This window comes from Pedobacter sp. (assembly GCF_041645105.1).
In the GTDB taxonomy this organism is placed as follows: Bacteria; Bacteroidota; Bacteroidia; order Sphingobacteriales; family Sphingobacteriaceae; genus Pedobacter.
Genome location: NZ_JBAZQQ010000003.1, coordinates 1 through 15,122, shown reverse-complemented (window position 1 = coordinate 15,122; position 15,122 = coordinate 1). Strand labels below are relative to the sequence as shown.

9 protein-coding genes and 1 pseudogene are annotated in these 15,122 nt (G+C 38.1%); all 10 read right to left on the bottom strand.

Annotation, left to right across the window (positions count from 1 at the left end):
• Nucleotides 1–33: 33 nt before the first annotated feature.
• Nucleotides 34–1,212 (bottom strand): FecR family protein, encoded by a 1,179-nt coding sequence (locus WC623_RS10195; protein ID WP_372850598.1) that lies wholly within the window; start codon nucleotides 1,210–1,212, stop codon nucleotides 34–36.
• 109 nt (nucleotides 1,213–1,321) lie between these two features.
• Complete coding sequence (locus tag WC623_RS10190) at nucleotides 1,322–1,921, bottom strand: RNA polymerase sigma-70 factor (protein WP_372850596.1); 600 nt, start codon at nucleotides 1,919–1,921, stop codon at nucleotides 1,322–1,324.
• 399 nt (nucleotides 1,922–2,320) lie between these two features.
• On the bottom strand, nucleotides 2,321–2,572 hold the full coding sequence (locus WC623_RS10185) for a hypothetical protein (protein ID WP_372850594.1): 252 nt from the start codon (nucleotides 2,570–2,572) through the stop codon (nucleotides 2,321–2,323).
• Nucleotides 2,573–2,611: 39 nt separating this feature from the next.
• Nucleotides 2,612–3,697 (bottom strand): ThuA domain-containing protein, encoded by a 1,086-nt coding sequence (locus WC623_RS10180; RefSeq protein ID WP_372850592.1) that lies wholly within the window; start codon nucleotides 3,695–3,697, stop codon nucleotides 2,612–2,614.
• Between the two features lie 42 nt (nucleotides 3,698–3,739).
• Nucleotides 3,740–6,856 carry a PVC-type heme-binding CxxCH protein gene (locus WC623_RS10175; RefSeq protein ID WP_372850590.1) on the bottom strand — a complete coding sequence of 1,039 codons (3,117 nt, stop codon included), beginning with the start codon at nucleotides 6,854–6,856 and terminating at the stop codon, nucleotides 3,740–3,742.
• Between the two features lie 440 nt (nucleotides 6,857–7,296).
• The gene (locus tag WC623_RS10170) at nucleotides 7,297–9,258 is read right to left on the bottom strand and encodes an OmpA family protein (protein WP_372850588.1); all 1,962 of its coding nucleotides are present in this window, start codon (nucleotides 9,256–9,258) and stop codon (nucleotides 7,297–7,299) included.
• Between the two features lie 53 nt (nucleotides 9,259–9,311).
• The gene (locus tag WC623_RS10165) at nucleotides 9,312–10,280 is read right to left on the bottom strand and encodes a type IX secretion system membrane protein PorP/SprF (RefSeq protein ID WP_372850586.1); all 969 of its coding nucleotides are present in this window, start codon (nucleotides 10,278–10,280) and stop codon (nucleotides 9,312–9,314) included.
• A gap of 35 nt (nucleotides 10,281–10,315) precedes the next feature.
• A complete protein-coding gene (locus WC623_RS10160; RefSeq protein WP_372850584.1) occupies nucleotides 10,316–11,614 on the bottom strand; it encodes a gliding motility-associated C-terminal domain-containing protein in 1,299 nt (432 codons plus the stop codon).
• Between the two features lie 69 nt (nucleotides 11,615–11,683).
• Nucleotides 11,684–14,416 (bottom strand): beta strand repeat-containing protein, encoded by a 2,733-nt coding sequence (locus WC623_RS10155; RefSeq protein WP_372850582.1) that lies wholly within the window; start codon nucleotides 14,414–14,416, stop codon nucleotides 11,684–11,686.
• Nucleotides 14,413–15,122 (bottom strand): annotated as a pseudogene (locus tag WC623_RS10150) (hypothetical protein); the annotation flags it as partial. The pseudogene WC623_RS10150 and the gene WC623_RS10155, both read right to left, overlap by 4 nt.

Sequence of the window (15,122 nt, the reverse complement as noted above, 5' to 3'; positions counted from 1 at the left end):
TGGTTAATCTGCTTTGGTTTTTGGAAGAATGCGCTAAGTAACTGTTAAAGATCTGCCCTCTATTTTAAAACTGACCTTTAAATATTTCAAGATGTCAAGTGCGTCAGAAAGATTCAGACTTCTACTTATATCTCCAGTAAAACTCCTTTTAGGAATCCCATTGCTGTATTTTATCTCTATATCATACCAACGGGAAAGCTGGCGAAGAACTTCATCTAAGCTGGTATCTTTAAAAACAAATCGTCCATCTTTCCAGGCAACAACTGGGTTAACGTTGACCTTAACGACTTTTATGCCATCCCCATTAATGATAGATTGCTCATTTGGAAGTAGGACTTCGCTATTGACACGCACCCGACCCTTTAATAAAGTTGTTTTGGTTGCAGCTTCATCATCATACGCATTAATGTTAAATTTCGTACCCAATACCTTCACTTCCTGCCCCTTACTTTCAACAACAAATGGATGTTCTTTATCTTCAAAAACCTCAAAATATGCCTCACCAGTAAGCCTAACTCTTCTCTCCCCACGCTCATTTAAAGAGGTAGAATAGGTCAAACTGGAAGCGGCGTTGAGCGCAACTAAAGATCCATCAGGCAAGCGAATCTGATAAGTTTCTCCTTTTGCAGTACTAAGGGTATTGATTTTATTATTAGCTACATTCTTATCTTTAATTTCATAAATGAGCTGCCCATCATTTGATTTGGTAATTACAACACCAGCTTCATTAGCAATTTTACCATTTATAGCACCTGATAGTTTAATTTTCTTGCCATTGGCAAGGGTTAGAGTAGCTCCCGCATTTCCTGGAGCAATATAGTCTTCATAGGTAGATGCAGTTCTTACTCCCTCATTAGGGCTCTTAAATAAATTCAGACTAACTGCAAGTGATCCAATAATTAATAGTATGGCAGCAGCAAAGCCTATACGAGGCCATAGTTTTCTTTGACTTTTATTAACTTCAGAATTAAATATTTGATTGGTTTTTACTTTATTTAGTGCAGCTACCTCATCAAAACGATTAAACACTTCATAAGCGTTATCAAGGTTTTGCACGTGACACAATTCTTCAAATAGAATCCGGTTATTAGAGCTTTCATTGATCCAAATTTCGAGTTCATCCTGTTCGACTTGGCTAAGTTCACCACTCAGATAGCGGGAGACTAAGTCAGATACTTTCAAGGTGTGCGTTATTTTATTGTTCAGATCCATAACTTCCTGGCATGTTTAAATATAGAACGGGAAGTCATTGATTATCTCTAAATGATTGGATTTTTTTTACAACAAAATTCACAAACAACTGAATATCAGTGATTTTATTTTATTTAAATATTACAGCAGGCAGAAGAATTACAATAGCCATAGCAACATCTTGGTCGGAAAGTCTCTTTTTAAGTAAAATAAGGCCACGCATTTTCTGGTTGCTCACCGTGCTGACAGTAACGCCAAGTTCTTCTGCAATCTCCTTAGGGCTCCTCCCCTCCTCAAAGGTCATTTTAATCACTTTTCGGCATTGCTCAGGTAAGGTGTCAACAGTAGCAAAAACTTTCCGAACAACTTCAGCTTGCATAATAGTGTCCAGGATGGTTCTTTCTAATATCTCGCTATTGTTATTGAAATACTCCGCATGCTTATTCATTACTTTTTGGTGTTGCAATTCATCATAACATGAATTACGCACACACACGTAAAGAAATGCCCGGATTTTTTCCATATGATCAAAAGTCTGTCGGCGTTCCCATAGCTTAATCAAGTTGTCCTGTACAATATCTTCTGCTTTAGTACTATCCTGTAGAATTTTATAGGCAAAAAAACAAAGTGGCTTATAATAGAGTTTAAATATATAATCGTAAGAGTGCTCGTCTCCACTATTTAGGCGGGAAGTAAGTTCATCTTCGTCGATTTTATAACTAATATCCATACAAGTTTACCAAATATTATGAGTTAATACACTTCCGATTTCCTGGTCAATTATAAGTAATTATTTCCAAATTGCGAGTAAAAAAAAGAGGTCATTATCAACGATCCTAACAAAGATCATAAAACTGAAAATCTAAATATAGGTAAAGCCAAAGGATCAGTATAGTACTATTTCTCAGATAATCAATACAATCTTTCCGTACGTTTTTCTTTTGTGGAAAGCTGATATTTAATAAACCATAAGCCAATATACCAATCCATTTCAGGAATTACTTCCCTATTTTGTAGAAATTATAGTAGAATTTATCACCAGTGCAGTTTATGTTAATAATCAAGTGTACCAGTTATTAAATTTAATTTGTTGGAATGGGTTATGATTTTCGCATGTTTTGTAATTAATTTATTTTCCGTAGAAAAAGGAATACCATTTGTAATTTATCAGATACCAGTGCTTACGTAGACGATTACCCTGGGTATCTGCCTGGAAGGCACCCATCGGACTAACTTCCAGGATTTTCTGGCTTAAAACATCGCATATACTCTTCAGGTTTTTAACTCCTGACTGGGCATTATAATACAATCCTGAATCATTAAATTCAACATGGTTATTATAATTATTACCAGAAATGAAGCGACCCTCTATACAAATCATCCAGAGCATTATAAAATCAATTACACACCAGACGGCAGGTTACTTTTTCTTTTTCTCAACTTTCTGTCCCGGCATTATCAAAGATTCCCAGCCTGCTAAATCGGAAGGCTTTACATTGGCTTTGTACCCTTCAAAACCAAAATTAGAAAAGGAAATAGGTCCTACAAAGTCAACATTATTATTCGCCTTGATCTGATTTTCCATTCCCATTGCCCAAAGACTAGCGTTAATAAACATGCGTCTATAGCCCTCGTTCAGAAAATCTACCGAGGCACCATGGGTTGTGGTAAAAGCGCGGCCACTAAGCCCGTTCTCAATTTTATAATCGCGTATCCAAGCAACAGGAACTTCCTTTTTTGTTTTATCTGGTTGGGCCTTGGTATCCATTCCGTTCAAGATTTGCCCACGAGCAAGTACAGTTCCAATTGGTTCAGCCATATACCCGCCAGATTGAACCCAAACATCCTTAACCCCACGCAAAACAGAATGTTTCTTTTCTTCTGGCTGAATTAAGACATTTGAAGACTGCTGGTGATTTTTACCATAATGACCTACCCACGTTTCACCTAGAATATATTCACCAAAGCCACCCTTCCAGGCAGTCTTTGGCCCATTATAATTAAAGCCATAATGTTCCCATTTGCTATTCCCGTTGTTTTTAAAAGCGTGGGTAGATGTTCTTAAACCAATAACTGGCCCACCACGTTTAAGAAAATTATCAATATGAGTCATTTCCTTATCATTAAAATTAGCAAAACGAGTAAAAATAACCATCAGATCTGCATCCTCTAAAACTTCAAGTCCCTTAAGATCAGATCCACCGGGCAAAATACTTTCCTGTTCATCCAATGCATACACAATGGTGCAAGTCATGCCGTATCTTTTAGCTAGAATTTTAGCTAAAGCTGGCAAAACTTCTTCACTTCGATACTCATGGTCACTTGCAATAAAAACCACCTTTTTCCCTAAAGCTATTCCCTTATCACCTTTATAAACTACACAGTATTTTTCATTATCACTATTAATCCGATTTTTATTACCAGGCTTTTCATTGGCTAATAATGATACCGAACATAATGACAACATCACAGCTAAACTAAAAAACAAAATCAAGTTCTTTTTCATAATTATTATAGTAAGTTTATATTCTACCTTTAAAATTGGTTTCTATTTTTTCTCAAATGGATGCTCTTTAAGCAATGCTTCTGGCGTATAAAAATCAGTCTTACTTGATATTGTTGCACGTATATCTTTTACTTTAGCCGGAGAAACTGCAGAAGCACTATTTCCAAATGAATTACGTACATAAGTAAGTACAGCGGCAACTTCCTCATCGCTAAGCATTCCACCAAAAGGGGTCATAGGAACTTGTCCCGGGTATTTCTTACCATGCACTTCAATCGGTCCGTGCAACCCCTTTAAAGTTAATTTAATAAGCCGATCTATACTACCTTCTACCCATCTTGTTTTAACAAGTGGAGGGAATCCTGCCATTTCTACACCTTTACCATCCTCCTGATGACAGGTACTACAGAATCCATCTTGTAAAAAAATTGCCTTTCCTTTAACATACAGATCCTTATCAACTCCTTTAAGGGCAATTTGATTCTGAACCTTTTTCACAACCTTTACAGATGTCCCATTTAGATGAGCCAATGCTGCTTCATGTGCCGGAGCAATCCATTTATCAAGCGCTTTCTTACCTGCTTCCATTACAACAGGCAAACCTTTTTCTGTATCTAACCAGGATGCTGCTGTAATTGCTTCCAAACGGACACGCCCATGCTCATCTTTTGCTGCTGCTAAAAGCAACTCAGATTGATCAGGAAGCTGATGTCCCATGTAGCGGACTACATGAACTGCTGCTGCTCTTGCACGATAATCTTTAGCATTAAGCATCATATTAAGTAAATCCCGATCTATTTTATTTAGTCCCCAGGTTACCCAAAGTGCTTCAAGTACATGGTGTTCATATTTAGGGTCTTTCTTATCCAACGTAGCTACCCATGTTTTGATCCGAGGCAAAACATCCGAGGCTTTACGCGCTCTGAGTTCAATCCGCGTGCGGTACCTACTTCCATATTCCGGAAGTTTTAAATTATCCAAAAGTACTTCAATACTCGCTCCTGCAATCTTAGCAGGTTTAATTAATGGTCTTGATGGATAAGTAATACGATAAATCCGACCATGCACATGATCCCGAAGTGGATCACGTGCATTATGCTGCATATGACCAATTAATACATTATGCCAATCTATCAGATAAAGAGAGCCATCGGGTGCAAATTCCAAATCCACAGGTCTAAAATTCTTATCGTCTGACCAGAAAAGATCTTGACGGTGTTTACTTTTAAAACCAGTTCCATCGTCTGTTAATGTATGTTGTTTGGCACCTAGAAAACCAATTGTATTATTGATCAGATAATCTCCCTGTACCTCATCTGGGAAGTGGCGACTAGACACAAATTCTAAACCTGATGTTGGTCTGACTTTATGCTTTTCATCGACCAACTCCAGTCCTTTATTGACAACTTCTCCATACCTTGGTTTGATTGTTCCTGGTAGCATCCAACGAACACTAGGACTAGAAGTCTCTGCAAAAATTGTTTGTCCCCAATCATCAAAGGCAATGCCCCATGGGTTTGGAATAGCAAGTTGTGCTACACGTTCCAGATGATTACGTTGTGGTGCATACCGGAAAAACCCGCCATTTGTAGCACGAACCGGCCCATAAGATGTCTCTATATTAGAATGAAGAAAAACACCCTCACCCATATAAATAGCTCCTGAAGGATCCATGGTATAAGTACTATGTGCGTGGTGTGTATCGTGGTCATCAAAACCACTCAAAATGATCTTCTTTACATCAACCTTATCGTCAGCATTTGTGTCCGTTAAAAGGACTAAATTAGTTCCTTGAGAAACGTAAACTCCTTCAGGAGCAAAAGAAAAGCCTATAGGAAGGTGCAGACCATCAGCAAAAACTGTTTGCTTATCCGCCTTGCCATCATTATTTGTATCTTCAAAAATTAAGATCTTATCATTTGGTTTTGGATCGCCTGGTTTCCAATGTGGATAAGTAGGCATAGTTGCTACCCAAAGGCGGCCTTTAGTATCAAAAGTCATCTGCACAGGATTTGCCAGATCAGGAAATTCTACCTCAGAAGCAAAAAGCTCAATTTTATAACCTGGTGCCACATGAAATTTATCAATTGCATTTTTACCATACAAATATTCTAAAGTTCCATTCTTTCCAGATTGTTTATAATTTGTTTCAATTTTTGGAAGTACCGATGTCTTCTCATCTGCAGCTGCCACATCCATCTTTTTCCCCTTAGCGGCCAGCCATATTGCCTGATCTCTAATCGCTGTCAACTCACGGAGTTTAGCCACCTCTGCAGGATAATTTTGTGGCCCAAATGGATCGTATCTACGACCATAAGCATGAACACCATTAGGCATTTTAATATCATTATGCCACATCCAATTCTTTTCAAGAACAGCATTACGAACAAGTTCGCGGTTAGACCTTGCTATAATAGCTTTTTTTCCAAAAATCTGATCTGCTAACAGTACAGAAAATTTAGCATAACCTTCATCTGTAAGTTGAGATCCATCAATGGTCAAGTCTTCATTTTTTGACTCGAACCATTTAGTTGTAGGAGTAAAAGTATCTATAAATAATACTTTGTGTTTTGCAGCTATTTCTTGCATAGCTTTAGTGTATAATTCAAGATTCACATTTTCTTTTATTCCATTTGGAAGGTCCTTCTTCGCAGATAGATCCTCAAATGCTATTGGAGATACCAGAGCTAGCTGTGGTGAAGTTACACCATTATATTTTCGGGTTAAGGTAAATTTAACAAAGGCATCAAGCTCTGCTTTATAGTTCTCTAATCCTTCTATTCCCTTAAATGATTCAGTATATCCAAAAAACGCAAGAATAATATCTGCCTTCAGCATGGTAAGCCATCCATCTTCAGTAGGGAAATGCCCCGTACTACTTGAATTAGTAGCCAATTCTGTCTGAAACTTTTCAGCTCCTGGAAATGCCCAAGGTGACTTCCTGGCTGCATGTGGTCTAAAACCTGCTGTGTTAGCTCCATCAGCCATATTACGAATGAAAAGCAAACTATCAGGATAACGAAGATGCATTTCTGTTTCAAAATGACCAAAATTCATCATTCTTGATGCTAAATTATTGCCAATTAAAACGATACGGGATCCTTTTTTAATATTAATAGTTTTTGAATCCGGTGGTGTTCCTTGAAATGTAAAAAACATAATCAAGGATAAAACGAAAGCGAACAGCAATCTTTTAAATGCTGTTTTCATATTAATCTTCATACTTAATTTTAAATATATCAATTGCTAATAGTAAAACTTTAAGCAATATTGATTTTGAATGGTTAATATTTGGTTAGTAATAACAGTATCATATACAACGATATTGAAATCAAATGTAATTTTTAATTTAAGAAGCGACTTTCGATTTTGTTCGAATGTGTTTTAAAATCATCCATTTTGGCCAATTAAGTTAAGAAAACATTGATATTACCACTCAAAAGAATCTACTCCAAGTATTCTTTCTTATGCATCAACTGTTTCACCAGGAAGAACTTGCTGGTGTGTTCCTCCATTCCCGTTCAGCGATCCTATAAGTGAGCGTAGCAATGAAGTCGATGTGCCTAATCCATTCAAATATAAAATAACAAGATTATAGTTTATTGTTTAACTATTTTAAACTCTGTTCTTCTGTTCAACTGATGATTCGCTTCTGAACATTTTACGCCGTTTGAGCAGTTATTCAACAATTTGCTTTCACCATAGCCTTTTGCTGTTATTCTATTTTTGCCGATTCCATGATCAATGATATATTGAACTGCTGAATTTGCTCTCCGCTGAGACAACCACTGATTATATTGATCATTACCTCTACTGTCAGTATGCGATCCTAACTCAATCCAGATTGTTGGGTTGTCTTTCAAAGTCTTAACTAGCTTATCCAGTTCAACCGCTGCATCTGGCCGGATATTCGATTTATCAAAATCATAGTAAATATTCTCGATCCTAATTGCCTTTTCCAAATCGATTTTCTCTAAATAAAGATCTCTCTTAATCTCAGTAGAAGCCGTTAAATTAATTGTTGTAAGTGATGCAATATCGGCTCTGTAATTGCTTTTTTCTCCAGTCAAGTTGTAATCAGATTCCTTATCCAGATTAAAACTAAAACTCCCAGTTTCATCAGTTTGTACTTTCAATGTCTGACCATTGATTTTAGAAAGGGTAACTATAGCATTTATTAATGGTTGGTTATTCTTTCGATCAAATACACTACCGATCAATTTAAGAGCAAAGATCTGCTGCTCTGTAAAACTATAGATATCGTCGCTGCCAAGTCCACCTGTTCTATTTGAGGTAAAATATCCAGTTAAGGATGACGTTTTCAAATACGCAAAATCATCTTGTGGAGAGTTTGTTGGATAACCCAGGTTTTTCGGTTCGGCAATTTTTCCAGTCAAAAACTTAACCTTAAAAACATCCAGTCCTCCCATTCCTATCCGACCATCAGTACTAAAATAAAGATTATGCTCATTATCCAATATCGGCGTCCGTTCATTACCTTCGGTATTAATTTCCCTTAGATTTACGGGTACTCCCCAGTCCCCAGCACCAGTACGTTGACACCTATAAATATCTGTTCCTCCAAGTCCATTCGGCATGTTAGATACGAAATAAAGACTATTTCCATCGGCAGTAATGAAAGGATCACCAACGGAGTAATCATCTACTTTGTTATATTTAAAAGAAACAGGACTTGTCCATTTGCCATCCGCATCTTTTTTACTCGAATAAATCTCGACGTTAATGGTAGCCAATTTCCCTTTAGCATAAACCGGCTTTTTAGGTATCTTACTTAAAGTAAAAAAAACTTCATTCCCATCTTTACTAAAACTAGCTGGTCCGACATGATAATCTGTATTTGCATTTAAATTGAAACTAAAAATGCTATCCTGATTTTTATCTTTTCCATACAGTTTTAAATAATGGTTACCTGTCCACCCATAAACATTTCGATCGGGTCTTTTAGCCCCATCGAACTTTAAGAATGGTCTATTGCCCGATAATTTATCGGCTGATGTATTTCCACGATCTGAAGAAAAAACGATACTGTTACCATACATGGTAGCGCCCCAGTCTGACTGAGGAGAATTGAGTATCTTTTCATTTTTCATGGCCACTGTCGTAGGGTTTTTCATCCAAAATCCAGCTGAATCACAGCTCAACAACCAACGATTTTGTTCTTTTGGATCAACATCTTTCTTTAATTCCCCATACTTCTCGTATTGCGCTTTTGCTTCAGCATATTTTGAATTTTGCTGTAATGCTTTGGCGTAATGGAGGATATTTTCCGGATTGGTGGTCGACATACCAGCGGCGATTGCATACCAGCTTTCAGCTTGTTTGTAATTGCTCTGATAGCTATATGCCTGAGCCAATCTTTCAGCCGCATGTAAGGTTGGTTTCTTTTTATAAGCAATTTCATATAAATCAATCGCTTTGTTGAAGTTGTAAAGTTCATACTCTTTATCAGCCTCAAGCAGCGCATATTGAGCTAATACCTTAGTTTGATAGCTGAACATTACGGTAATAGCAAGAATTAATCTGTAAATATTTTTTTTCATATTTTTTATTTTCCTCTTCAGGGATTTAAATTACATTTAGCGCTAAGCAGAAATTAAAAATATCTCGGCGTACGCATTCTTGTATATCTTTTATTGAAGAAATAACTTATGGAGATTTCATGAGTACCTGCACTATAACCTTGAAGAGGACCAATAGAAAAATCATATGCATAACCTATCCTAAAGTTTTCCGTAGGTAAAAATTGTACCGCTGCTACCGCTGAATTCAGCTGGCTCAAATCCTTTTGCAAATAATCCTTACTGTATAACTTCACACCCGTACGATATGACCCCCCAACCCAAAACTTATCCTCTAAAATCACAAATGCATTTAAATCCAAACTGGTTGGACCTCCCCTATCATCCTTTAACAGAAAGGATGGCTTTAATAGCACACCCTCGTTTAACGGCAACAGAACACCTGCCGTTAAATAATAATGTGGCTTTGGCTGTGGGATAAACGCATAACGCTCAATGTCAACATATTGAGAGATAAGGTTATCTACCGATACTCCTGCATAAAAACGATCATTTGAAAAATAAATACCCGCTCTTGCATCTGGCAAAATTGTACTCTGAACACCTATTGGCTGATATATCTCAGGATCATTAGGGTTTAACTTGGATCCATCAATCCCTAGCTGAACCACACCGGCACCAACACCGAAGGCCAATCTTGCAGAACCATCATCGTTCATGCGTATTCTATATGCGTAATTACCATACACAGATTCATTGCGCTGGGCACCTAAACGGTCGCTTGAAATCTGTAGCGCAAGCCCAACATTTCCATCATTCGCAATAGCATCAACCGCTAGCGACATGGTTTTAGGAGCCCCGGTAATTCCGGTCCATTGATTTCGGTAAAATGCATGAACATTTAACTGCTCCCTGTACCCGGCATAAGCTGGATTAATATAAATTCCATTGAACATATACTGGCTGAACTGCGCATCCTGCTGGCCTTTAACCAAATTGGAGAATAAAAGTAGCACGCTAAATATCTGTAATATTCTTTTCATGTTTTTCAATTGTGATCTTTCCTACCCTCTTGAATTTATTGTTTAAAAGCCCTGACTAAGGTGATGTACCCTTTAAACACCTGCGATTCACTTCCTGTAGCTTCCTTCACACGGAGAATATAATAGTAAGTACCTTCGTTCAATCCTTCTCCAGTCCAATCATTTCGATAATTATCAGATTTATAAACCTGGTTGCCCCAGCGATTTACGATAATCAGATCATTATCAGCAAAGAGCTCCAATCCTCGTATTTCAAAAGTATCATTGTTCCCGTCACCATTAGGTGTGAAAAGGTTTGGAATAAATAATGACACGCCTGAAACAGCCAGCTTGGTAAAGAAACTTCCATTGGCAAAAAAGTCATCAGAAATTAATATATTATTATGATAATGAACTCCTTGAGATGGATTAAAACTTTTTAAAATGTCCCATTTGTCTCCGTTAACATAGCGGGAGATCCCTGCATTTTCATCTTTAAAAAGACTGCCATTAGTAGCAGGATTATGTTGCAAGGTCATAGATAATGTTGTTGCTCCTGAACCATAAATGTGCCATGCCCTGTCCATACCTGTTGACAAATTTTTAATGGATTTACCAGCACTAGCATAATCTTGTACACTTATGAATAGCTTACCTGCATTTTGCGGGATTAATGTTGCTGGTGTATAATCGCCTTCAGAAATACCCACAGGAAAAACAAATGAATCTTTACCACCATATTCTTTTATCATATGGCCGGCAATACTATTGCCGGTAACGACCATACGCTCTTTACTGTAGTTGGTGATTTTTCCATTAGTATTGAAAGCTAAATTCTGACCATTTAAAATAACATCGGCACCATTTACGGCAAGATCCAGAGTCCCTCCGATATTTAAGGTAGCCGATAAGGCACCACCCGGATTCAAAGTTCCAAAACCTGGGTCACTAACATCATCCAATTTGATATTATCAGAATTACGGTGCTCAACCAAAAGGTTTATAAAACCAGCATTGTTTCCATCAATATTACTTGGTCCCGATGCCATTGAAGTATAAAATGGATTATTACCGGGATTGTATATCACAATCTTACCAGAGCCATTAAAAGTCGCCCCTGGTGCAATCCAAATATTCTTGCTGTAAATCTCTAGTATACCATCAATTTGCCAAACAGCGTTAGGACCAAAATAGGTACCTTCACTAAAACGCTGTTCTATAGTTCCTGCAGAAACCGTAATAACTGAATTATCAACAGTCATACTTCCAGATCCAGTTTGGGCATTGCTGGTTTGGGAAAAGATTGATAATATTAAGATAAAAGTTAAACTGGATAACAATAAATTTCCTTTCATAATGTAACTCCTTTAAACTTAAAATGTCTACTTTCCTAAAATATTGAGATAAAAAAGATAGAATCAGTTCTATTTTTTGAGTAATAAACTTTCCAGTTTTTTCAATCGTTCCTCCAATTCATTGGTTTTATTTTGAAGTGCTTTGATTTCTTTATCCTTTTGACCAAGTACATCATTCATTTCAATCACATGAAGATATAGCTCTTCCAATTTCTCTAATTGTTGTACAGAGAGCTTCGTTAAATCTACTTCGTAACCATTTTCACCAACATTCAATTTTGATATAGGCGTTATGCCCGGTAAGTGTTTATTGGTTTTGATAAACTCAGCTACTTCTTTAAGTGTTTTAAATTTGTAGTCTTTATAAATTTTTGAAAATCCATTGAAATAATCTTCAAATACATAATCGGGATAAGTATTGGTAGCTGTATAAATGGTACCTGCGCTATAAATATTACCATCTACATATAATTTAGGGTTATTAGACGTCACTATAGCGGGAGGAATAGTACCATTACTGTTGATCACTAATTCTCCTGTAGATTTTAAACTCATCCTATGTGCACCATTAGTTTTAAAAGTCATTGGTGTAGCTATTGTTGTTCCTATAGATAACCCTGTTGATCCCGTTCCAGAAGCATTGATTTGAGCTAAACTGCTCGCATCTGCATACAACTCGAGTGAGCTATTTGATGCACCCGAACCACCATCAATACCAATAGAGCCCCTATTGCTACCTGTTGCACTTAACCTTCCTTGTGCACCCAAGTTACTTATACTAACTGTATTACTGTTACCTGTAAATCTTAGGAAATTATCAGCCGTTGTTACCGTTCTTGGCCCCGATAAGCTACCATTTGCATTATAAATATTTACAGTGGTTGCAAGACCTGCCAACGTACCCAATACACCATTAGCATCTGCCACTACAGTTCTAGTTGCTGTAAAGGTTTGATTCTGACTTGAGGACTCATCTCCATCAACTGTGGTATTAATAGCATTAGTAGCACCATTTAGCGGAAGGATTCTTAATCTCGTAATTCCAGCATTGTCTAATTGTTCTGAAGGAGTATAAGTACCCATACCTATCTTTCCTATTCCGGTAATACGCATTCTTTCTTCTCCCGAAGCACCACCTGGACTTGTTGAAAATGTTATCGGTGATGGAAGTGTTGTCAGATGGGTAGCTATCGCCAATTGGCTAGCCGCCCCGGTTGCGGTTAAATTAACCTCACCACTTGTAGGAAAAGTCTGAATATCAAAGCGGTTATAAGTAGCTCCAGCACCTGAAGCCACATATATATCTCCATCGTTTGTACCTTTTGCCTCAGAGCCAATACGTCCATTACTATCAAACCTAATACGTCTTTCCGGTGAATCAAACAGAAGGGGGTTTCCATTTGCCGTTATTGTTGTTGTTTTAGTTAGTAGACCTCCTAATTGAATAATGTCTAAGGTTTTAGTTAAACCATTATCGGCAGTTACTGGTGGATTGGCCAGAGAGGCAACTGTCACCGTTTTTAATACACCAGTACCATCTGCTACAACTACTTTATCAGTTGCAACATCTCCTGCAAGAGCACTTATACCACGTACACGCACATTACCTGCGGTAACATCTAAACGGGCAGTCGGTACAATAAGTGGGTTGGCTCCTGTAAAATCTCCAAAAGCTAATGAACCATTTACACCATAAATATAATTTTGGATATTTAACTGGTTGCTTACTGCATTTTGTGCTTTAGTTTGCGAACCTAAGAACAAACTATTGCTACCAGAAGTGTAACGGTCTGCAGCTAATCCTATGATCCTATTACCAGCTTCTGTACCAAAAAACGTATTATAGCTACCCGCAGTTAACGCACCTCCCGAAGCCACACCCAAGCCAACGTTATCCTGACCTGTGCCTAAGCTTGTTAAAGTAGAACTACCTACACCTATGTTTTTGATACCTACCGCTGTTGGCAAAACTAATGAGCCAATGGCAATATTTTGTTCTTGAGTGGTAATAGCATTTAAAGAACCAAAAACTTGATTGTTACCACCAGTAGTTAATGCATTTAAGTTACTAGCTCCTATAACTGCATTAGACCCACCAGAAATTAAAGCTCCTAAATTTTGAGAACCTAATACATAGTTGGCACTCGCTGTAGTAGCCTTAGTTAAATTCAACCCACCTACAGCCACATTGTTTCCTGTTGTTGCCAACACTAAGTTGCCATAACCAAGAGCTACATTTCCCGGAGAAGTAATATTAGCCAACTGATTTCCACCTCCTATTGCTATGTTTCCAAACAAACCAGCGCCACCAGAAGCATTATTCATTGCCCCTTTACCAATAGCAATATTATCGTTACCAGGCATGCTTGTACCATTTGCCCCCACTCCTGCGTCTTGTGAAATATGATTATCTGTACCTACAAGACGAACATCAGCGGCAAAAGTAGTACGGTCAACTCTTTTTAATACACCAGTTGTTGGATCGGCAACTACAATTTGATCTGCAGCTGCTCCTGTTTGGAGACCTGCTATAGCTAAGGTATTACCAGGGCTAGTTGTTATGGTTGTTGACGTAATTAACGGCCCTCCTAATTGAATATTTGTAGCTGTTGCTAAATTTAAACCATTGGTTGCTGTAGCTTCAAAAGTACCTGTATCTCCTTTTGGTCCAGCTGGACCTTTGATATTTCCAGTTGGATCCCAGGTAGTACCATTGTAAGTATAGGTATCACCTGTTGTTGTGTTTATATAAGTATCGCCAGCAGAACCTGTACTTGTTGGAGCACCTGCACCGCTAGTCACTGAAGTACCATTGGTTCCATTGGTTCCGTTTGTACCGTTTGTACCGTTAGTTCCAGCAGGACCTTTGATGTTTCCAGTTGGATCCCAGGTAGTACCATTGTAAGTATAAGTATCACCTGTTGTGGTGTTGATGTAAGTATCGCCAGTGCGCCTGTACCTGTTGGAGCACCTGCACCGCTAGTCACTGAAGTACCATTTGTTCCATTGGTTCCGTTTGTACCGTTTGTACCGTTAGTTCCAGCAGGACCTTTGATGTTTCCAGTTGGATCCCAGGTAGTACCATTGTAAGCATAGGTATCACCTGTTGTGGTATTGATGTAAGTATCACCAGTAGCGCCTGTACTTGTTGGAGCACCTGCACCGCTAGTCACTGAAGTACCATTGGTTCCATTGGTACCGTTTGTACCAGCAAGCCCCTGAACACCTTGAGGTCCAGCAGGGCCCTTGATGTTTCCAGTTGGATCCCAGGTAGTACCATTGTAAGTATAAGTATCACCTGTTGTTGTATTGATGTAAGTATCACCAGTAGCGCCTGTACCTGTTGGAGCACCTGTACCGCTAGTCACTGAAGTACCATTTGTTCCATTGGTTCCGTTTGTACCGTTAGTACCAGCAAGCCCCTGAACACCTTGAGGTCCAGCAGGGCCCTTGATGTTTCCAGTTGGATCCCAGGTAGTACCATTGTAAGTATAAGTATCACCTGTTG

Bases quoted from the DNA above. Each gene is read 5' to 3' on its own strand.
- WC623_RS10160 (WP_372850584.1), bottom strand. From the start codon at position 11,614: ATGAAAGGAAATTTATTGTTATCCAGTTTAACTTTTATCTTAATATTA.
- WC623_RS10185 (WP_372850594.1), bottom strand. From the start codon at position 2,572: ATGATTTGTATAGAGGGTCGCTTCATTTCTGGTAATAATTATAATAAC.
- WC623_RS10165 (WP_372850586.1), bottom strand. From the start codon at position 10,280: ATGAAAAGAATATTACAGATATTTAGCGTGCTACTTTTATTCTCCAAT.
- WC623_RS10190 (WP_372850596.1), bottom strand. From the start codon at position 1,921: ATGGATATTAGTTATAAAATCGACGAAGATGAACTTACTTCCCGCCTA.
- WC623_RS10180 (WP_372850592.1), bottom strand. From the start codon at position 3,697: ATGAAAAAGAACTTGATTTTGTTTTTTAGTTTAGCTGTGATGTTGTCA.
- WC623_RS10170 (WP_372850588.1), bottom strand. From the start codon at position 9,258: ATGAAAAAAAATATTTACAGATTAATTCTTGCTATTACCGTAATGTTC.
- WC623_RS10195 (WP_372850598.1), bottom strand. From the start codon at position 1,212: ATGGATCTGAACAATAAAATAACGCACACCTTGAAAGTATCTGACTTA.
- WC623_RS10175 (WP_372850590.1), bottom strand. From the start codon at position 6,856: ATGTTTTTTACATTTCAAGGAACACCACCGGATTCAAAAACTATTAAT.